This window comes from Nocardia sp. NPDC001965, from assembly GCF_053594175.1.
The window spans coordinates 43767-64918 of sequence record NZ_JBSFDZ010000030.1; the positions used below are offsets into that span (position 1 = coordinate 43767).

Below are 21152 nucleotides of genomic sequence, written 5' to 3' on the forward strand. Positions count from 1 at the left end.
GATGCCGGGTGCTATGCACCGCGGCGGAAGACGCTACCGGTGTTTCACCGCCCATCGTGCGGTGGTGGTGGCCACGGCGGTGCCGGTTCGTCGGAATTCTCGACCGGTGTGAGAAACCGCCCTTCCGGACGATCGGTGCGGTAGACCGTCACATCCGACCCGTAGAAGCCGGTGACCTCGTCGATGCGGTGCCGTACGACCGACAGCGGGCCCTGTTTGGAATCCACATGGATCGCGCCGGAATATCTGCCCGCGACCACTCCCGAATGCTGGACCTCGCCGCCCTTCCGATAGACCACCACATCACCCGGCGCCACGGCGTCGAGGCTGTCCATCCGGCGGAACCCGTTGTCGGCCAAGATCCCGTCCACCAGGCGGCCGGTCATGAAACCCGCTGCACCGTCCCGGCTGAAGGTGTATCCGTGACAGTTGTAGTGCGGGATGATGGGACCGAGTGATTCGAGCCGATCGAGCCGCACCCCACCGGCGATGTTCTGGGCGAACAGTTCGCTCAGACCGGCCCGGCTGATGAAGAGATCTGTATCGACCGGGGCGTTGGACACGGACTCCATGAGGGTTCTCGGCGGTATCAGCCCTCCCCTGTCGGTGGTATGTGTACGCAGCATCATCGGTCCGGTGGCCCATCCGGTTCGAGCAATATGCGCGGCCGTCGCCTCGGGTGCCGGCATCGGACCGTCGCCGGCCGCGAGCTCGCTCTTGCGCCCCGCCCGGCGCCCGCGATCGTCCGGCGACCCCGGGACCCCGCCGATCGGTTCGGCTCCTCGCCGACGCAGCAGTTTGGCGCCGGCGGCTGCCGTGTCACTGCGCCGACGCCAGCTGCCGGCCAAATGCGCGCTGATATCGGTCAAGGTCTCTGACAGTGAATGCGCGATGCCCGCGACCTTGCGACTGGCCCTTTTCGAAAACAACCCTTCTCCTGCACGGCAGCCACACCGGTGCGGACGCGAGAACATCCATGTCGGCGTGCTCTCGATCGACAGCCGTGAACGGTACCGATACCGGCGATCGCGGAGGTCACCACCGGTGACAACCCGGCCCCACCGACGCCCGGTGATCCGGCCTGCCAAGCTGACCTCATGCGCACGCTGTATGTGATCGGTATCGGCGCCGGCGACCCCGACCAGGTGACCATGCAGGCGATCAAGGCTCTCCGCGAGGTGGATGTCTTCTTCGTGATCGGCAAAGGCGCCGAGAAGCGCGAACTGGTGGAGGTACGCACCGCGATCCTCGGCGAATACGCCGACCGTCCGCACCGGATCGTCGAAATACCCGATCCGCCCCGCGACCGCACACCCGACGACTACCGGGGCACGGTGCTGGACTGGCACGAACGGCGTTCGCTGCTGCTGGAAGAGGCCTTCGCGGCGCATGACGGAGTCGGCGCGATCCTGGTGTGGGGTGATCCGGCCCTCTACGACTCCACCCTGCGGATGGTGGAGCGGGTGCTGGCCCGGGGCGTACTGAGTTTCGACTACACGGTGATCCCGGGTGTCACCAGCGTGCACGCACTCGCGGCCCGGCACCGGACCGTCCTGCACCGGATCGGCGAACCGGTGCACATCACCACCGGACGCCGCTTACGCGAAGACGGTCTCGGACCGGGTTCGACCGTGGTGATGCTCGACGCCGACTGCGCGTTCACCACTGTCCCCGGTGACACCTTCATCTGGTGGGGGGCCTATCTCGGAATGCCCGACGAAACCCTGTTCGCCGGGCGGGTCGGCGAGATCGGCGGCGAAATCGTGCGGCGCCGCGCGGAACTGCGCGAACGCAAAGGCTGGATCATGGACATCTACCTGCTGCGCCCGGCCGAATGAGCAGGTGATCGGCCCCCGGGTCGTAGCATGGTCGGCATGACCGAACAGGACATACTCGGGCGGATCAAAGATCTCGTCGACGACGAGCACGACCTGCGGTCGCGGGCCTCGCGCGGGGAGCTCGACCCCGATGTGGAGCGGCGCCGACTGGCCGAAGTGGAGGTCATGCTCGACCAGTGCTGGGATCTGCTGCGACAGCGACGCGCCCGGATCGAGAGCAACGAACCCCCGGAGGAGGCCCAGCCGCGATCGGCGGGCGAGGTCGAGGGCTACCTACAGTAAGGAGCCCGATGCCCGACAGCGACCGTGGTGCCGCCGAGGCAGGTGGCATCACCGAATACGACGTCATCGTGCTGGGCGGCGGCCCGGCAGGCGAGAACGCGGCCGATTACGCCATTGCCGGTAGCGACCGCACAGCGGCCATCGTAGAACCGGAAAAGGTCGGCGGTGAATGCTCGTACTGGGCCTGTATCCCGAGCAAGGCACTGCTGCGGCCGGGCCATGTCATGGGGGCAGCGCTGGGTCTGCCCGGTATCGAGGCATCGGGTCCCGATATTGCCGAGGTGCTGCGCCGGCGGGACGAATTCGTGCACTCCCAGCACGGCGACCACGACGATTCGAGCCAGGTCGAGTGGGCGACCCAGCAGGGCATCGAGGTGATCCGCGGTACCGGCCGGCTCGACGGCGAACGCCGGGTACGCGTCGGTGACCGGATATTGCGGGCCCGCGCAGCGGTGGTGCTGGCCACCGGCACCCACGCCGCGGTTCCGGATGTTCCCGGCCTGCGCGCGGCCCTGCCCTGGACGTCCCGGGACGCCACCAATCTGCACGAGGTCCCGAATCGGGTCGTGGTGATCGGCGGCGGAGTGGTGGCCTGTGAGGCCGCCACCTGGTTGTCGGCGCTCGGTGCGGAGGTGACCGTGCTGGTCCGCGGTGAGCGGTTGCTCGCCGGGGTGGAGCCGTTCGCCGGTGAGTACGTCGCCTCCGCGCTCACCGCGCAGGGAGTTCGGATCCTGTTCGGGACACAACCGCAGCGGGTGTCCCGGCCGGACGCCGCCGACCACGGCGAGGGCCGGATCCACGGGGGCACCGTGACGGTGCACGCGCAGGGGCCCGGCGGCGCGACCACGCTCGTCGCCGACGAGATCGTGGTGGCGGCCGGACGAGTGCCGAACACCACCGATATCGGCTTGGAGACCGTCGGTCTGGAAACCGGTTACGTCCCCGTCGACGATCAGTTGACCGTATCGGGGGTCGGCGGCGAGTGGCTCTACGCCGTGGGCGATATCAACCACCGCGCCGCGCTCACGCATATGGGCAAGTATCAGGGCCGGGTCTGCGGCGACGTGATCTCGGCCCGCGCCGAGGGCCGGTCGCTGTCCGCGCCGCGCTATCGGGCCTGCGCCGACCACCACGCCGTGCCACAGGTCGTGTTCACCGATCCCGAGGTCGCCGCCGTCGGCCGCACTGCCGCCGCCGCCCGCGCGGCCGGATACGACATCCGCACGGTCGAACTCGATATCGCCGTCGCCGGTTCGGCACTGGCCCGCGACGATTACACGGGCCGCGCCGCACTGGTGATCGACAACGCGACCGACACACTGCTCGGTGCCACCTTCGTCGGGCCCGAGGTCGGCGAACAACTGCACGCCGCGACCATCGCGGTCGCGGGTCGCGTCCCGCTGGACGCACTGTGGCACGCAGTGCCGGCTTTTCCGTCGATCAGCGAATTCTGGTTACGACTGTTGGAGACCGATCGGTCGTCGTTACCATCGCAGGTATGAGCGAGTCAGGCCCGGAGGCGGGAGCGGAGCGTAGCCACGGAGGGCCCTCGCACATACCCGATGGACAGGTGAGCACTACCGGGCAGATCACGACCACCGACGGTATCGTCCGAGGTCGTCGTGGTCGCCGCGTGCTGCACTGGCGGTCGCTGCCCTACGCCGCCCCACCCGTCGGTGACCTACGGTTCCGGTCGCCACAGCCGGTTCGGCCGTGGACCGACGTGCGGGACGCGACCTACTTCCGTGCCGCCGGGATCCAGCCGCGCTTCGGCGTACGCCTCGGTCCGCGCAAGATCCAGGAGATGAGCGAGGATTCACTGACACTGAATGTCGTGGCCCCCGCCACCGCTTCGACGCGACCGCGTCCGGTGATGGTGTTCATCCACGGCGGCGGCTATCTGTTCGGTACTTCGGCGCTGCGCCTCTATTCGGGTGTCCAGCTGGCGGCCGACGGCGACGTGATCGTGGTATCGATCAACTACCGGCTCGGCGCGTTCGGGTATGCCGATTTCTCCGAATTCTCCACTCCGGACAGCCCCTACGACTCCAATCTCGGGCTGCGCGACCAGATCGCCGCACTGCGCTGGGTCCGGGCCAATATCGCCGCATTCGGCGGCGACCCGGAAAATGTCACGATCTTCGGTGAGTCCGCGGGCGCGCACGCGGTACTGAGCCTGCTGGCGACCCCTTCCGCGGAGGGACTGTTCCATCGCGGGATCGCGCAGAGCCCGCCCGCGGACTGGGGTCTCACGGTCGCCGAATCCCGGGAATTCGCCCGCCGCATCCTCGACCGGATGGATATCCGGCCGCAGGACGCGAATCGTGCCCTGCGCGAAGCAGATCCGCACGATATCCGCCGGGCGTTCAACCGGGCGTCGAATGCGGTGATGGCGGAGTTCCCGGGCTTTTTCCCGGCCGCGCCGGTGGCCGACGGCGATTTGCTGCCGCGCACCCCTATCGATGCCTTCACCGGAGGCCACACCCATCGGGTCCCGCTGATCATCGGCACCTGCCGCGACGAGGGTGCCCTGTTCAACAGGTTCACCGATACGCTGCCCACCCGGCCGGAACGCCTGAAGCGGGCGCTCTCGGTCGCCGGTCCCGATATCTATCCCCGGGTGTTCTCCACCTATCCGGGCTTCCCGGCCGAGCGGGCGGCGATCCGCGCCGGTGGGGACTATTTCTTCTGGCGTCCGTCGGTCGCAGTGATGGAGGGGCACAGCCGCCACTCCCCCACCTACGCCTATCGCTACGATTTCGCGCCACGGGCGTTCCAGCTGTACAAACTGGGCGCCACCCACGCGACCGATCTGCTGCCGACCTTCGGCGCGGTCTACGAACCGTGGAGCCGGGCCCTCACCGCCGGTGGCAGCCGGCGCGGTCTGCTCTCGGTGACCCGCCGGATCCAGAACAACTGGCTGCATTTCGCCCGGACGGGCGAACCGCTGGCGTCCTGGCCGCGCTACACCGAACACGAACGCAGCACACTGATCATCGACGCGCCTGCCCGGGTGGACAACGACCCGGACAGCGCCCGGCGGAAATTGTGGGCGGGGGTACGCGCACCACTGCTGATCCCGGCGGGGATCGGTGGTAGCGGAACCGTTGTCGAGGACACGACGGCGGCCGATCCGGTCGGCGACGGATCACTGCTCGACGCCGTCGCGGCCGAATACCCCCTGGCCGCCGCCGCGGCCGATGCCGCCGTGAACGTGACGGACGAACTCTCCGACGGCGACGAGCGCTCCGAACCCGCCAGCGGCACACCCGGACCGAAGCATACGGACTGAACCGGTTCTCTTTCGGGCGCAGCCGCTTCCCCTCGCCGGGCAGTCCGCTACATTCGGGTCGTGCAGCGCCGAAACGGTCGGACCTCTCGTCGGCGTGACCTGTCCCGAGCCGATGTCCACGGCGCCGGTGCCGCTCCCGGGGCGGTACACGGTCCGCTGTCACGATGATCCGCCGTATCGCCGATCAGCTCCGGCAGCGCCTGCTCGCGAGCCTGGGCCCGGGACGGGCGGACGCGTCGGCCGCCGACCTGATCGAAGGTAATTGCCGGCAGGCCGGTGCACTTGCCCGCGAAGGGGCCGGGGTCACGCAGACCGCTGAAGAGGTAGGCCGGGCCCGCCTGTGCCTGCCACCGCCGGACCGGGCGACCTTGGCGCGGACGCGGCAGGATCTCGACCGGGAACTGCGCCGACGATTCGGTGACCGGGGACCGGATGAAGACGGTTGGGGCGAGCTGATGAAGGAGGATTGGCCGACCCTACGCCAGTATGCGGTGATCGATCGGCAGATCGACGACGTGGCGGTCAGGTTGGGCCGCGACAGCGATGCGGTGCGCGCGCAGATGCGGGAGGAACTGCGAATCGCGCTGGCCGGCAAGCCGATCGCGATCCGGGTGCGGGACAGAGAGCTGGTGAAAATCCTGGACGAGGGCCGGATCCCGGCTCCCGCAACCCGAACGGGCCCCGCGCCTACGCCGAAGAACAGTGGTTCGGCCCGGGCGTGCACAAAAACCCACCCGTATACGGATATGTCGCGGTGGACGGAGTGCGGCCCTCGCAGAACGAACTGCTCGACGCGCTGTCGGAGTTGAATTACGGCGACAACTAGATCTACCTGAAACCGGACGTGCGCTCCCGGACGACCGTGACAATGGGTGATTCGATAGTCGAGAAGGACCGGGCCATCCCCTCACCCGTGGACGATCCGTCGCAGTATTCCTATGGTGCCGGGATGACTCCCCGCAGCGTCGGGCTGATCGACCGTGACTACACCGGCGCCGAGTTCCGCTCATTGTTTTTCGTCGAAGCCCAGATGTTCGACATCACCGTCGCCGATATCGATTTCATCGGGCTGCATCGGCCACCGGAGGGGGCTCTGCGGCAGGCGCTGGACCGATTGGGAGTCGAATGGCGCGTGCTGACCAATCGCGCGATAGCCGCGGAGGGCAGCGACTCCGAACGCGCAGCCGCCATAACCCGGACGAGCCAGGATCTGGCCTGCCTGCGGGCGGCGAAGCAGCGGCATTCCTGGCTCGCGGACGAACCGACGGAAGCGGAACTGTCGGCCGATCTGCGTGTACTGCGGGAAGCCGTCGAGAGGAGCGGCGCGGACCCCGGCACCGCCGCGGCCCAGTAGCCCGCACGGCCGAACCCCGGCGACAGGTGTATCCGGGCGGCGGCCTATTTGAGCAGTCGAGACATCCGGCGGTCGGCGAGGACCTTGCCGCCGGTCTGGCAGGTGGGACAGTACTGGAACGACCGGTCGGTGAACGCGACTTCGCGAACGGTGTCCCCGCATACCGGACAGGGCTGACCGGTGCGTCCGTGCACCCGCATCCCGGAACGTTTCTCCCCTTTGAGCCGGGCCGCGTCCTGCCCCGCCGAGCGGGCGACGGCATCCAGCAGAACGGCGCGCAGCGCTTCGTACAGGTCACCGACCTTCGCCGGCGGCAGCGTCTTCGCCGTGGCGAACGGCGAGAGCTTCGCGGTGTGCAGGATCTCGTCGGAATAGGCGTTACCGATCCCGGCGAGCACGGTCTGATCGACCAGGACGTTCTTGATCCGGCCCGGTGCGGCGGCCAGGAGTCCGGCGAACTCTTCCTCGGTGACCGCCAGCGCGTCGGGCCCGAGGCGGGCGATTCCCGGGACCTTCGCGGGATCGTCGACGATATAGACGGCGAGCCGCTTCTTGGTGCCGGCCTCGGTGAGGTCGAAGGCCGGGGTGTCACCCTCCCGGGTGAAGAAGTGCACCCGCAGCGCGAGCGGGCCGCGACCGGGTTTGGGTGGGCTCACGGCCGGATTGTCGGTCCAACGCAGCCAGCCCGCCCGGGACAGATGCGTGATCAGCCAGAGACCGCCGCAGTCCATCCCGAGGAATTTCCCCCACCGGCCGGCTCCGGTGACATCGCGCCCCGACAGGGCCGTGACCGGCGGTTCGAAGGTTTTGATCGCGCTCAGTGCCGCAATATCGATACGCCCCACCACCGCGCCGACCGCGTGTTCCCGCAGGAACTGCGCCAGCGCTTCCACCTCCGGTAGTTCGGGCACACGATCAGGCTACCGGGGCTCTCCGACATCGGGGTGATCCAAACGCCGGGTGATCCCGGTGGTGGTGACCGCCAGCAGGGTGCCGATCACCACCAGGTCGAACGCCATCTGGACGGTGGTCGCGATCCGCGCGGCCTGGCCCACCGCGTGGACGTCGCCGAATCCCACGGTGCCCAGCGTGGCGACCGTGTAGTAGAGGGCGTCGTTGCGTGTCCGCAGATCGGCGAACTGCCCGGGTTGGTGCAGTTCCAGCACGTAGTAGAACAACGAGAAGAACAGCACGACCAGCGAGATCAGGAAGAGCAACCCGTCGACCCGGTGGCCGGTATCGTCGCTCTGTGCCAGGAACTGGCCGATACGCCGGTAGGCCAGCCACGACAGTCCGCCCACCCCGGCCACGAAGGCGACCACGGTGACCACCCGGGTGGGCCAGAAGCCCGGCAGTTCCAGGCCGACCGGAACGAAGTAGTAGAACAGCAGCGCGCACAGCACAGTGCCCACGTTGCGCCACAGATGCGCCCGGCCGCTGATACGTCGAGATGCCATGCGGCCATGATCGGCCCGCGGCACCTGTCTCGCGGGCCGGGCGCGCCGAGGAGGCAGGCAGAACTCGCCGCGAGCGGGAAATCGCTCGCAGCCGGGGGTGTGCGCTGCTAATTTGCGGCAGTGGACCCGTTCTCACTTTCGTGGACAGCGTTGCGCACGGCGGTCGCCGGACTCTCGGACGTGGATTTCGCGCAGCCGTGCGGGTGCACCGGCTGGCTGGTCCGTGATCTGGTGTGCCATCTGATCATCGACGCACAGGATGTGCTGATCACCCTCGTCACGCCCACCGAGAAGGAGCCGACCCGGAGCGCGGCGACCTACTGGGATATCGCCGAGACACCACCTACCGGAGCCGATCCTCTCGACGCGCTGATCGTCCGGCTGGCGGCGGCGTACGGCGAGCCGCGCCTGCTGGAACTGCATCTCGACGATGTCGGCTCGGCCGCCGGGCGCGCTGCTGCCCTGGCCGATCCGGATCTGCGCGTGAGCACCCGGGACGAAGTCCTCACCGTGAACGACTATCTGACCGCCTATGTCCTGGAATGGACCCTGCACCACCTCGACCTGGTCGCGAATCTCCCGGATGCGGCACAACCGCCGGATGCGGGACTCACCCGCTCCCGCGAACTACTGGAGGACATCGCGGGTATCGCTTTCCCCGCTTCGTTCTCCGATCGCGACGCGCTACTGGTCGGCACCGGCCGACGCGCCCCGACCGACGCCGAGACCGCGGCGCTGGGCGAGCTGGCCACGAAACTACCGCTCGTACTCGGATGATGAGCCGGGTCCTCCGGACAGAGCGAACGCTGCTGCGTCCGTTCGGTATCGAGGACAGCACCGAACTGCACGCGATCTTCGCCGACCCGGCGACCCACACCATCGGCGACGGCCCGTTCACCGCGCCGGAACAGACCCATAGCTGGATCCGGCGGCGGATCGAGAGCCGGGAGCGGACGGGGCTGCTGTGGTACGCGGTGCGGGAGACCGCGACCGACCGGCTCCTGGGGAACTGCGGTCTCTTCGCCGGACGAACCGGTGCCGACGAACCGGAGATCGGGTACGAGATCCGCCGGTCGCATCAGGGGCGAGGATTCGCAAGCGAAGTCGCGCGGGCGGTGCTCCAGGAGGCGGCGGCCGGTGGCATACCGCGGGTGTGGGCGACCGTCCGGCCGGAGAACGCCGCCTCGCTACGTGCCGCGGCGAGAGCCGGATTCACCCGCCACCACATCGGTGCGGACCACCGGGGGCGACTGGTCTACCTGGTGTCGCCTCGGTTCGCGGGCCCTCGAAGCGGGTGGGGTCCCGGCCGACCATGAGGTGCGAGCGACCGACCCGGCAATCAGTTGGTGTAACCAACAACAATCGGGATATAGTTGGATCAGCCAACATTGGTTATGCCAACTAAAGGTTCGAGCCGATCGACGGCCCGGCACCGACCGAAGCCCTGGAGTCACAGCCATGATCGCCCCCTTCCACATCGATATCCCCCAGGCCGACCTCGACGATCTGAACGACCGGCTCGCCCGCACCCGCTGGCCCAACGAGATCACCGACGCCGGAAACGACTACGGTTTCCCCCTCGCCCGCCTCCAACAACTCGCCGTGCACTGGCGCACCCGCTACGACTGGCGGAAACACGAAACCGAACTCAACGAACTCCCCCACTACACCACCGAGATCGACGGCCAGAACATCCACTTCGTGCATGTCCGATCAGCGAATCCCGACGCCCTTGCGCTCATCCTCACGCACGGCTGGCCCGGATCGTTCCTCGAATTCCTCGACGTGATCGAACCCCTCGCCCTCGACTTCCACCTCGTCATCCCCTCCATCCCCGGATTCGGTTTCTCCGGGCCCACCCACGAACGCGGTTGGGACGCCACCCGCGTCGCACGGGCCTGGGCCGAACTCATGCACCGCCTCGGCCATGAACGCTACGGCGCGCAGGGCGGTGATTTCGGTTCGGGGATCTCCATCGCGCTCGGCGCCGTCGACCCCGGACACGTGGTCGGCGTACACGTCAACTACCTGCCCACCCGGCCGGATCCGACTGCCGATATCGAACTGTCCGATACCGACGAGGCCCGGCTCGCGAAGGTCCGGCAGTTGATGGCGAACCGCCCGCCGTACCAGGCCCTGCAGGCCCTCACTCCGCAGACCATCGGCTATGCGCTGACCGATTCACCGGTCGGCCAGCTCGCCTGGATCGCCGAACGCTTCGCCCAGTGGACCGACCCCCGCACCCCGGTCGACGACGAACGAATCCTCACCGACGTCTCCCTGTACTGGCTGACCGCCACGGCGGCCTCCTCGGCCCGGCTGACCCGGGAAACGCAGCGGGGCAGCACAGCGTGCCCGGTGCCGGTCGGGGTGGCGGTGTTCGCGCACGACATCACCCAATCGATCCGGCCTCTGGCCGAACGGCTGTACGACATCCGGCACTGGTCGGAATTCGACCGCGGCGGGCATTTCGCCGCGATGGAGGTACCGGACCTGTTCGCCGCGGATGTCCGGGACTTCTTCCGCGTCCTGCCCCGGGACACCGGCACCGCCACTCGCTGACGAGACCACCGGCAGGCCGCCGCCGATACTTCTCGCGCGGCCCGGCCCGCCGCACCGGCACACCGATCGCGACGCCGCCGCGAGTTCGGTGTGCCGGCTCGGGACTATTCGCCCGAGGTGTCGCCGAGCCGGGCCGCCAGCCACGGCACGATCACCGCGAACGCCGCCGCGGTGGTCATATCGTCGTGCGTCGCGGGCACCGCGTATTCGGTGACTTCACCGGCCACATAGGGCAACCAGTCCTCGGCGCGCGGACCCGGCTGCCGCGCATCGGGGGTCGGCACCTCGGCACGGAAGAAATCGATCACACCACGGTAGGTCCGGGGCCGATACTCGGCGATGAGCTCCGCCGAGCGCGCCGCGGCCCGGTACACACCGCGCAACCGTTCCACCGGCAGTGTCAGCAACTCCGGCGGGATCAGCTGATGCAACCGGGACAGTTCCGCATCGCTCAGTTCCCCGACACCCCGCTCCGCACCCGGTTCGTCGGTCACGATGCCCTGTTCGACCAGCGCCGCGCGGAGCAGGGATTCGAATACGCCCGGATCGACATCGGGATGGCTGTCCAGCAGCGCCAGCATCTCGACCCGTTCACCCGCCGCCTGCAATTCGGTGGCCACCGCGTGGGCGAGCACGCCGCCGAGCGACCAGCCGAGCAGCCGGTACGGACCGGTCGGCTGGATCCGCCGGATCTCGGACAGGTAGCGGTCCGCGATCTCGGTGAGCGAGGCGGGATCGTAATCGGCTTCGGAATACGCGGGCGACTGGATACCGTAGATCGGCTGATCCTCCGGCAGCAGCCCGGTCAGTGCGGCGAAACTCCAGGCCAGACCGTCGCGGGCGTGGATGGCGAAGATCGGGGTCGCGGTACCGGTCTCCCGGATGGGCAACACCACCCGCAGTGCCGCTTCGGACAGTTCGCCCGCGGCGGCCGGTTCGGCGATCCGGGCGGCGAGCCCGGCGACCGTCGCCTCGGTGAACAACCACTGCACGCTGATCTCGGCTCCGGTGACCGCGCCGAGCCGGGCCGCCACCTTCGTCGCCAGCAGCGAGTTGCCGCCGAGCGCGAAGAACGAATCGTCGACGCCGACCCGCTCCACCCCGAGGACTTCGGCGAAGACCTCGGCGACGGTCCGCTCCAACGGTGTGCGCGGGGCGCGGTAGCCGGCGTCGGCCGCGAAAACCGGTTCGGGCAGGGCATTGCGATCCAGCTTCCCGGCCGGGGTCAGCGGGATCTCGTCGATCACGGTGATCGACGACGGCACCATATGGGCGGGCAACCGGTCCGCGATATACGAGCGCAGCTCCGCCGGATCGATCGACCCGCCCGGTCCGGCCACCACATACGACACCAGCGCGTCCGCGCCCACCGCGGTCCGGTGGCCGAGGGTGACCGCGAAGTCGACCGCGCCGAACGAGGTGAGCGCGGCATCGATCTCGCCGAGTTCGATCCGGAAGCCACGAATCTTGACCTGGAAGTCGTTACGCCCCACGTATTCCACCGCGGGATCACCGACACCGTCACGCTGCCAGCGCACGATGTCGCCGGTGCGGTACAACCGCGCTCCCGGCGCGCCGAACGGATCGGCCACGAAACGTTCCGCGGTCAGACCGGCGCGTGCGTGATAGCCGCGCGCCAGCTGGATCCCGCCGACGTACAGTTCGCCGGCCACCCCCTCGGGCACCGGATTCAACCGATCGTCGAGCACCAGTGCCCGCATACCCCGCACCGGGCCACCGATGGTGACCGGGTCGCCCGGCAGCAGCACCCCGCTGATATTCGTGGCGATCGTAGCTTCCGTAGGCCCGTAGGCATTGTGGAAGCGGCGCTCCACCCCGCCCGCTGCGACTGCCGACCAGCGGGTGACCAGCTCAGCCGAGATCGCCTCGCCACCGGCGATGATCACCCGCATCCCCGCCAGATCGGCCGGGTCCAGCGAGGCCAGCACCGACGGCGTGATCAGCCCGACCGTCACCCGCTCCCGGGCGATGAGTTCGCCCAGTTCGGCACCGCCGTAGGTACCCGGCGGAACCACCACCAGGGCACCCGCCGACCCCACCGCGAGCAGCAGTTCCAGGATCGAGGCGTCGAACGACGGTGACGCGAACGCCAAGGCCCGCGAATCCGGAGTCAACCGGTAACGCTCGACCTGTTCGGCACTGAAGTTCGCCAGACCCGCGTGCGTGACGACCACGCCCTTGGGCACACCGGTCGAACCCGAGGTGTAGATGACATAGGCGGTGTTCGCCGGAGTCAGCGGCCGGATCCGGTCCGCGTCGGTGACCGGCTCGGCGGAATACTGCGACAGCGGAAGCTGATCGAGCACCAGCCAGTCCACCGAATCCGGCAGGTCCGCCCGCACCGACGATACGGTCACCCCCACCCGCGCCCGCGAATCGCTGAGCATATGCGCGATCCGGTCCGACGGATACGTCGGATCGATCGGCAGGAACGCCGCACCCGAACGGGTGACCGCCCATTCGGCCAGTACCGAATCCGCCGACCGCGGCACCGCCACCGCCACCAGATCCTCGGCACCGAGACCACGGGCGATCAGCACCCGTGCCAGGCGGTTGGAACGCTCGTCCATCTCCCCGTACGACAGACGCTGATCCCGGAAGACCACCGCCGGCGCGGAGCGGTTGTGGGCCACCGCCGCCGCCAGCAGATCCGGCAGCGTACCGGCCGGCACCGCCGGCCCGCCCGAACGCGAACCCAGTTCGGCACGCTCGGCCGCACTCAGGAATTCCAGCTCGCCCACCGGCAGTCGCGGCGCGTCGACCAGCTGATCGATCACCCGCAGCAACCGGGTGGCCGTCGCCTCGATCGTGGGGGCGTCGAACCGGCCGGTCTGGTACTTCAGTGCGATCCTGACCGTACTGTCGGCGGTCACCACGAGAGTGAGCGGGTAGTGGCTGTTGTCCCGGGTACCGACTCCGGTGATCGCCATCCCGTCGATATCGGTGGTCGCCGCGACCTCGGCGGGATCGGTGGGATAGGACTCGAACACGAACAGGCTGTCGAACTGGACGGCGGTACCGGCGGCCCGCTGGATATCGGTCAATCCCAGGTAGTGGTGTTCCAGGAGTGCGGCCTGTGCGCTCTGCAACCCGGTGAGCAGTTCACCGGTGGTCGCCCGGTGGTCGATCCGGACCCGGACCGGCAGCGTGTTGATGAACAGGCCGACCATGGATTCGATGCCCGGCAGTTCCGCCGGACGACCGGACACCGTGGTGCCGAACACCACATCGTCGCGGCCGGTCATCCAGCCGAGCAGAACACCCCAGGCCGCCTGTACCAGCGTGTTCATCGTGATCCCGAGATCGGCGGCCCGCGCGGACAACTGCCGCGTCCGGTCGGGATCGATCTCGGCGACCACGGTGTCGATCTCGTAGCTGTCCACGGCCACGGGTTGTGGTGCCAGCAGTGAGGGTTCGGTGAACCCGGCCAGTTCCTCGCGCCAGGCCTGCCCCGAGGCCACCCGGTCGCGATCGGCCAGCCAGGACAGGAAGTTCCGGTACGAGGCCACCCGCGGCAGCGCGGAGCTATCGCCGTGCAGCGCGTACAGCACCAGCAGTTCCCGCATGAGCAGCGGCATGGACCAGCCGTCGAGCAGGATGTGGTGGCTGGTGATCGCCAGCTGCCAGGTGTCCTCGGCGATCCGGATGAGATTGAACCGGATAAGCGGCGGCACCGACATATCGAAATGCTCGGCCTGATCCGCGGCCAGCACCCGGCGCAGTTCGGCCGCGCGTTCGTCCGCCGCGAGACCGCGCAGGTCGATATCGCGCCACGGCACCGCAACCCGGTCGAGGACTACCTGCACCCATTGACCGGAGGTATCGGCGACGAACGCGGTCCGCAGGTTCGGATACCGCCCGATCATCGTCTCCGCGGCCCGGCGCAATCGGACCGGATCCACACTGCCGGCCAGGTCCACCGACGACTGCATGGTGTAGACATCCACGCCGTCCTGGATGAGCTGGGCGTGGAACAGCAGGCCGGACTGCAGGGGCGACAGCGGCCACACCTCGGTCAGCGCCGGATAGGTGCGCTCCCACCGTTCGATATCGCGCTGCGAAACCCGCACCAGCGACATATCGGACGGGGTGAACCCGCCCGCTTCCGGCGCCCGGACATGGTCGGCGAGGGCGGTGAGCGCGGCGATCCACAGGTCCGCGAACTCACGAGCCGCCGGCTCGGTGAGCAGCCCGCCCGGGTAGGCGAAGACCGCGCTGAGCACCGGACCCTCGGCACCGGAGTTGACGATGGCGTTGATATCCAGCACCGCGTTCGCGGGCATATCCCGGTCCGCGTCCGCGCCGATCGGACCCAGCTCGGCGGTCGGCATCCAGCCGAGTTCGGCAAGTTCCGGCGAGACCTCACCGGTGGATACGCGGCCCAGATAGTTGAAGCTGATCTGTCCCGGCACCCGGTCCGGCAATCCGTCGCCGGTCCCGGGATTCAGATACCGGAGCAAACCGTAGCCCAGCCCCTTGTCCGGGACCGCGAGCAGCTGTTCCTTCACCGATTTCACCAGGACGCCGAAAGCCGGGCCGCCGGCGAAGGCATTGTCGATATCGATTCCCGGCAGTTCCAGGCGAACCGGATGCACGGCGGTGAACCAGCCGACGGTGCGCGACAGGTCGGCCCCGGGGACCACGGTCTCCTCGCGACCGTGACCCTCCAGTTTCACCAGCGCCGCCGCCGACGGACCGTCACCGCGCCAACGCGCGACCGCCAGGGCCAGCGCGGCCAGCAGGGCATCGTTGGGGCCACCGTGGAAACGCGCACCGGCAGTGGTCAGCACCGCCTCCGTGATATCGGCGGGCAGCGAGACCTCGAACCGTTCGACGGTCGCATTCGTATCGACAGCCGGGTCGAAGGCCCGCGAACCCAGCAGCGGATCCGGAGTGGACGCGACCTTCTGCCAGTACGCCAGCTCCGCGACCCGGTCCGGATCGGCGGCCGCCGTCGCGAGACCGTGCGCCCACCGGCGCAGTGAGGTGCCGACCGGCGGCAACGCCGCCGCCTCCCCGGCCGCGAGCTGCGACCAGGCCAGCGCCAGATCCGGGATGATGATCCGCCAGGACACCCCGTCGACGACGAAATGGTGTGCCGCGAACAGCAGGACATCGCGCCGGTCACCGTCGAAGGAGAACCAGACGAACTGCGCCATCACGGCGGCGGCCGGATCCAGCCGATCGAGCGCGGCATCGAATTCGGCGGAGGCGAGGCGGACCAGGTCGTCCTCGCCGACGGCGTCGTCGAGGACGACCTTGCGGATCAGCGCATCGATATCGATCGCGCCGGGAGCGAGCGCTTCCAGCTCCGGCACTCCGTCCACGACCCGCAGGCGGGTGCGCAGGGCGTCGTGATGGTCGAACACCGCCGTGAGGGTTGCGGCGAGGGCCGCGCGGTCGATACCCACCGGCAGCCGCAACAGCATCGGCTGCGAGAAGCGCCGGTACGCACTGTTCGCGCCGAGAATCTGTGACATGACCGGCAGCACCGGCATCTCGCCCACCCCGCCACCGGGCAGTTCCGCCAATCGCTGCTCGCCGGCGTCGCCGCGCCCGGCGGCCTCGGCGAGAGCGGCGACGGTCCGGCGTTCGAACACATCTCGGGGGGTGAAGACCACACCGCGCGCCTTGGCGCGCGACACCAGCTGGATGGACAGGATGCTGTCGCCGCCGAGCGCGAAGAACGAATCGTCCACACCCACCCGCGCGACGCCCAGCACATCGGCGAACACCTCGCAGATGATCGATTCGACCTCGCCCACCGGGGCGCGGAACGACTGCGCCGCCAGCACCGGTTCCGGCAGGGCCTTGCGGTCCAGCTTGCCCACCGGAGTCAGCGGGATCTCGTCCAGGACGATCACCACCGACGGAACCATATGCGCCGGCAACCGCTGCGATACGAATTCGGTCACCGCGTCGGTGTCCACGCTGTGCCCCGGCACGGCCAGCAGGTACGACACGAGAATGGTCGCGCCCGCGCTGGTGTCGTGGCCGAGGGTTATCGCGTACTCGACATCCGGATGCGCGGCCAGCGCGGTATCGATCTCACCCAGCTCCACCCGGAAACCGCGGATCTTGACCTGGAAGTCCGAGCGGCCCACATAGTCCAGTTCCCAGTGCACCGTCGGCAGCGCCTCGTTACCGGCCCGCGCACCCGGGGTCGCGTACCAGCGCACCACATCACCGGTGCGGTACATCCGCGAACCTTCGAAGCTGTACGGGTTGGCGACGAACCGGTCCGCGGTCAGGCCCGGACGGTTCCGGTAACCGCGTGCGAGCGCGCCACCGGCCAGGTACAGCTCACCCGCCACGCCCGGCGGTACCGGTCGGAGTCGCGCGTCGAGGACCAGTGCGGCCATACCGTGCACCGGATCACCGATGGTGACATGCTTCCCGGCCGACAACCGCGCGTACGACGAGATGATGGTGGTCTCGGTCGGGCCGTATCCGTTGAAGTACTTGCGGCCCGGCTCCCATTTCGCCAGCAGCTCCGCTGTGGTCACATCGCCACCGACCGACACCACTTCCAGCGCGGCCAGACCGGCCGGGTCCACGGTGCCCAGCACCGCCGGTGTGATGACAGTGTGGGTCACGGCTTCGGTCCGCAGGAGTTCGGCCAGTTCGGGTCCGCCGATGATCTCACCGGGAACCACGACGAGCGTTGCGCCCACGTACGCGGTGCACACCCATTCCAGGACCGACGGATCGAAACTCGGCGAACAGATGTGCAGGAACCGGTGCCGGGACTCGAGGCCGTACAGATCCGCCGCGACATCGGCGAGGCCGCCGATTCCCGAATGCGTCACCACCACGCCCTTGGGCAGACCTGTCGATCCGGAGGTGTAGATGACATATGCCGGATGCGTCATCGCCAACGGTGCGAGCCGGTCGGAGTCGGTGACCGGGCTGTCCGGCTGCGCCGCCGTCTGCGCCAGGAACCCGGGATCGTCCAGCATCGCCCACTGCACGTCGCCGGGCAGCTTGTCGATGTACTCGCTACTGGTCAGGCCCAGTACGGCACCGGAGTCGGAGAGCATGTGCCGGATCCGCTCCGGCGGATAGTTCGGGTCCACGGGAACATGCGCCCCGCCGGCTTTGGCCACCGCCCAGAACGCCAGCAGGATCTCGTAGGAACGCGGGAAGGCCGATGCCACGATCCGTTCCGGTCCGACCCCGCGATCGATGAGCACCCGCGCCAATCGCGACGATTCCGCGTCCAGCTCCCGATAGGTCACCGATCGGCCCCGGTAGCGAACCGCCACACCGTCCGGATTCACCCGGACACCGGTGGTGAGGATTTCCGGCAGCAGCCCGGTCGCCATCACCTCGTCCCCGTGGACGTGGGTCAGCAGGCGATACTCGGAGTCGTCGATGATCGGCAGATCACCGATCGGTGCCTGCGGGTCCCGGGTGATCGCCGACAGCAGATGCAGGAACCGGCGCGCGAAGACCCCGATCGTGTCCTCGTCGAACAGATCGCGGGCGTAGGAGAACGCGGCCGCCATACCCGCATCGGTTTCGGTGATACGCAGCGAGAGATCGAATTTCGCGGTGTCGACATCGAAATCGACGGCACCGACGCGCAGCCCGGGCAGTTCGAAATCGCCCTGGGGCAGATTCTCGAACGACAATGCCACCTGGAACAGCGGATGCCGGGCGGTCGAGCGCTCCACGTCGACCAGTTCCACCAGTCGTTCGAACGGCACATCGGCATGCGCGAACGCCTGCAGGTCGGATTCGCGGGTCGCCGCCAGGAACTCGCCGAAGCTCATCTCGCCCCGCACATGCGACCGCAACACCAGGGTGTTCACGAACATCCCGACCACATCGTCGAGTTCGGCCTCACCGCGGCCCGCGATCGGGGTACCGACCGCCACATCGTCGGTGGCGGACAATCGCGCGAGCAGCAGCGCCAGGACCGCGTGGACCACCATGAACACTGTCGCGTTGTGCTCGGCGGCCAATCGCGTCACCGCCCGGTGCACGTCGGCGTCGATCCGGAACGGGACCGTGCCACCGGCCATCGACCGGACGCTCGGACGCGGCCGGTCACCCGGCAGGTTCAGTTCGTCCGGCAATCCGGCCAGCGCCCGGCGCCAATACTCGGCCTGCGCGCTGACCAGGCTCTCCGGATCGTCCTCCGAACCGAGCACCGCACGCTGCCACAGGCTGTAGTCGGCGTACTGCACCGGCAGCGGTGTCCACGCCGGAGCCGAACCGGCGGTACGCGCAGCGTAGGCGAGCATCAGGTCCCGAGTCAGCGGACCCATCGACCAACCGTCGGTACTGATGTGGTGCACCACGAAAACGAGGACGTATTCGCCACCGCCCGGATGGAAAAGCGCCACCCGCACCGGCACCTCGGTGGTCACATCGAAACCGGTCGCGATCACCTCGGTGATCCGGTCGCGCAGTTCCGCGGCGGACACCGGGACCGGCGTCGCGTCCGGAACGGCCCGGCCGACGGGCAGCACCTGCTGGTACGGCCGCCCGTCGTGTGCGGGGTAGACCGTCCGCAGGGTTTCGTGCCGGCTCACCACATCGGCGACCGCCTCCTGGAGGGCCGCGATGTCGAGATCTCCGGCCAGCCGCACGGCGACCGGGATGTTGTAGGCGGCCGAAGCGGTATCGAACTGGTTCAGGAACCACATCCGCTGTTGCGCCAGCGACAGCGGCACCCGCTCGGGCCGCTCCTGCCGGGCCAGCACCGGCAGATCCCCACGCCCGGTGGCTGTTTCCGCGGCGGCCGCCAGCGCGCTCACCGTGGCAGCCTCGAACAACGTCCGCACCGCGATCCTGGTGTCCAATGCCGCGCCCAGGCGGGCCGCGACCTGCGTCGCGATCAGCGAGTTACCACCCAGAGCGAAGAAATCATCATCCGCACCGACCCGCTCCACCCCGAGAACATCGGCGAACACACCCGCCACGATCTCCTCGATCGGGGTCGACGGCGCCCGGAACTCCCGCGCCTCGAACACCGGCGCCGGCAGCGCCTTACGATCCAGCTTTCCCGAAGTGTTCAACGGGAACGCATCCAGTTCCATCACCGCGGCCGGGATCATGTACACCGGCAACACATCACGCAGCGACTCCAACAATCCCGCGGACTCGACCTGCGCGCCGGGTGCGGGCACCACATACGCCACCAGCTGCTCACCCAGATCCGACGCCGCAACCGTCACCACAGCCTGGCTCACCACCGGCTGCGCCAGCAACGCCGACTCGATCTCACCCAACTCGATCCGCTGACCACGGAACTTCACCTGGAAATCGGTACGACCCAGATACTCCAACACCGGAAGAACCTCGGTACGACCCTCGACCACAGTCTCGGCACGGCTCCACCGCACCAAGTCACCCGTGCGATACATCCGCTGACCGGCATCGAACGGACTCGCCACAAAACGATCAGCACTCAAGTCCGGACGCGTCACATAACCACGCGCCAACTGATCACCCGCCAGATACAACTCACCCACCACACCCGCAGGAACCGGGCGCAACCGCGAATCCAGCACATACACCCGGCTGTTCCACTGCGGAACACCGATCGGCACACTCACCGACTCATCACCCGTGGCCTGCCAATACGTGATCGACACCGCAGCCTCGGTCGGACCGTACAAGTTGTGCACCGCAGCATCGGAAATCGCATGCATCGCCGTGACAGTCTCCGGCGGCAATGCTTCACCGATCACGAACACATGCTCGAGACTCCGCAAAGCCTCCGCCGGAGTATGCGCAGCGAACACACCCAACATCGACGGCACGAAATCGGTCACGGTGACCTGGCGCTCGGCAATGATCTGCGCGAGATACTCGGTATCCCGATGACCATCCGGAGTCGCCACAACCAAATGAGCACCCGCCGCCAACGGCAGGAAGTAACCCCACAAAGAAACGTCGAACGTCGTCGCCGTCTTCTGCAAGTACACATCATCAGCACCCAACGGGTACTGCGCCAGCATCCACGCGACCTGATTTCCGATCGCCGAATGCGGAACCGCCACACCCTTCGGACGACCCGTCGAACCCGACGTGAAGATCACATAGGCAGTATTCGACGGACGCACCGGCGCCGACCGATCGACATCGGTCACCTCGGTATCGAGGTAACCCGACACATCCAGTGTGTCCAATGCCAGCACCGGAACACCCGAATCAGCGGGCACCCCACCGGAATCAACCTCGGTCGTCAACACACACAAGGGCGCCGCCGTATCGAGGACGTAGCCGATCCGCTCCGCCGGATGCGCCGGATCCAACGGCACATACGCACCACCGGCCGCCACCACCGCATACATACCCACGACCAGGTCCAGCGACCGCGACATCAACAGCCC

13 protein-coding genes are annotated in these 21152 nt (G+C 68.2%); 9 read left to right on the forward strand and 4 right to left on the reverse strand.

Annotation, left to right across the window (positions count from 1 at the left end; all coding sequences use genetic code 11):
• Nucleotides 1–44: 44 nt before the first annotated feature.
• Nucleotides 45–869 (reverse strand): hypothetical protein, encoded by an 825-nt coding sequence (locus ACWCPQ_RS28435; protein ID WP_449904535.1) that lies wholly within the window; start codon nt 867–869, stop codon nt 45–47.
• A 228-nt stretch (nt 870–1097) separates the two neighbouring features.
• Here ACWCPQ_RS28435 and cobF point away from each other — a divergent pair, with 228 nt between their 5' ends.
• The 6 genes from cobF (at nt 1098) to ACWCPQ_RS28465 (ending at nt 6766) form a co-directional block, all read left to right on the forward strand.
• Complete coding sequence (gene cobF / locus ACWCPQ_RS28440) at nt 1098–1838, forward strand: precorrin-6A synthase (deacetylating) (protein WP_449904538.1); 741 nt, start codon at nt 1098–1100, stop codon at nt 1836–1838.
• A gap of 36 nt (nt 1839–1874) precedes the next feature.
• Entirely contained in the window at nt 1875–2120 is a 246-nt protein-coding gene (locus ACWCPQ_RS28445) for a DUF2630 family protein (RefSeq protein ID WP_449904541.1), read from the forward strand.
• Nucleotides 2121–2128: 8 nt separating this feature from the next.
• Entirely contained in the window at nt 2129–3622 is a 1494-nt protein-coding gene (locus tag ACWCPQ_RS28450) for a dihydrolipoyl dehydrogenase family protein (protein WP_449904543.1), read from the forward strand.
• Between the two features lie 68 nt (nt 3623–3690).
• A complete protein-coding gene (locus ACWCPQ_RS28455) occupies nt 3691–5412 on the forward strand; it encodes a carboxylesterase/lipase family protein (protein ID WP_449904546.1) in 1722 nt (573 codons plus the stop codon).
• Between the two features lie 164 nt (nt 5413–5576).
• Nucleotides 5577–6221, forward strand: a complete 645-nt coding sequence (locus ACWCPQ_RS28460; protein ID WP_449904548.1) for a hypothetical protein — start codon at nt 5577–5579, stop codon at nt 6219–6221.
• A 59-nt stretch (nt 6222–6280) separates the two neighbouring features.
• Nucleotides 6281–6766 (forward strand): hypothetical protein, encoded by a 486-nt coding sequence (locus ACWCPQ_RS28465; protein WP_449904551.1) that lies wholly within the window; start codon nt 6281–6283, stop codon nt 6764–6766.
• Nucleotides 6767–6810: 44 nt separating this feature from the next.
• On the opposite strand, the gene ACWCPQ_RS28470 is transcribed toward ACWCPQ_RS28465, so the two are convergent.
• Both ACWCPQ_RS28470 and ACWCPQ_RS28475 read right to left on the reverse strand, forming a co-directional pair.
• Nucleotides 6811–7677 (reverse strand): Fpg/Nei family DNA glycosylase, encoded by an 867-nt coding sequence (locus ACWCPQ_RS28470; protein ID WP_449904553.1) that lies wholly within the window; start codon nt 7675–7677, stop codon nt 6811–6813.
• Nucleotides 7678–7686: 9 nt separating this feature from the next.
• Nucleotides 7687–8223 carry a potassium channel family protein gene (locus ACWCPQ_RS28475; protein WP_449904556.1) on the reverse strand — a complete coding sequence of 179 codons (537 nt, stop codon included), beginning with the start codon at nt 8221–8223 and terminating at the stop codon, nt 7687–7689.
• A 120-nt stretch (nt 8224–8343) separates the two neighbouring features.
• Here ACWCPQ_RS28475 and ACWCPQ_RS28480 point away from each other — a divergent pair, with 120 nt between their 5' ends.
• The 3 genes from ACWCPQ_RS28480 to ACWCPQ_RS28490 all read left to right on the forward strand — a co-directional run bounded on the left by ACWCPQ_RS28480 (nt 8344) and on the right by ACWCPQ_RS28490 (nt 10785).
• Nucleotides 8344–9000 (forward strand): maleylpyruvate isomerase N-terminal domain-containing protein, encoded by a 657-nt coding sequence (locus ACWCPQ_RS28480; protein ID WP_449904559.1) that lies wholly within the window; start codon nt 8344–8346, stop codon nt 8998–9000.
• Nucleotides 9000–9539 carry a GNAT family N-acetyltransferase gene (locus ACWCPQ_RS28485; RefSeq protein ID WP_449904561.1) on the forward strand — a complete coding sequence of 180 codons (540 nt, stop codon included), beginning with the start codon at nt 9000–9002 and terminating at the stop codon, nt 9537–9539. The genes ACWCPQ_RS28480 and ACWCPQ_RS28485 overlap by 1 nt, the downstream gene beginning before the upstream one ends.
• 142 nt (nt 9540–9681) lie before the next feature.
• Nucleotides 9682–10785, forward strand: a complete 1104-nt coding sequence (locus ACWCPQ_RS28490; protein WP_449904563.1) for an epoxide hydrolase family protein — start codon at nt 9682–9684, stop codon at nt 10783–10785.
• 104 nt (nt 10786–10889) lie between these two features.
• Here the strand turns inward: ACWCPQ_RS28490 and ACWCPQ_RS28495 are convergent.
• The coding region (locus tag ACWCPQ_RS28495; RefSeq protein ID WP_449904566.1) for an amino acid adenylation domain-containing protein at nt 10890–21152 on the reverse strand (10263 nt) is incomplete at its 5' end.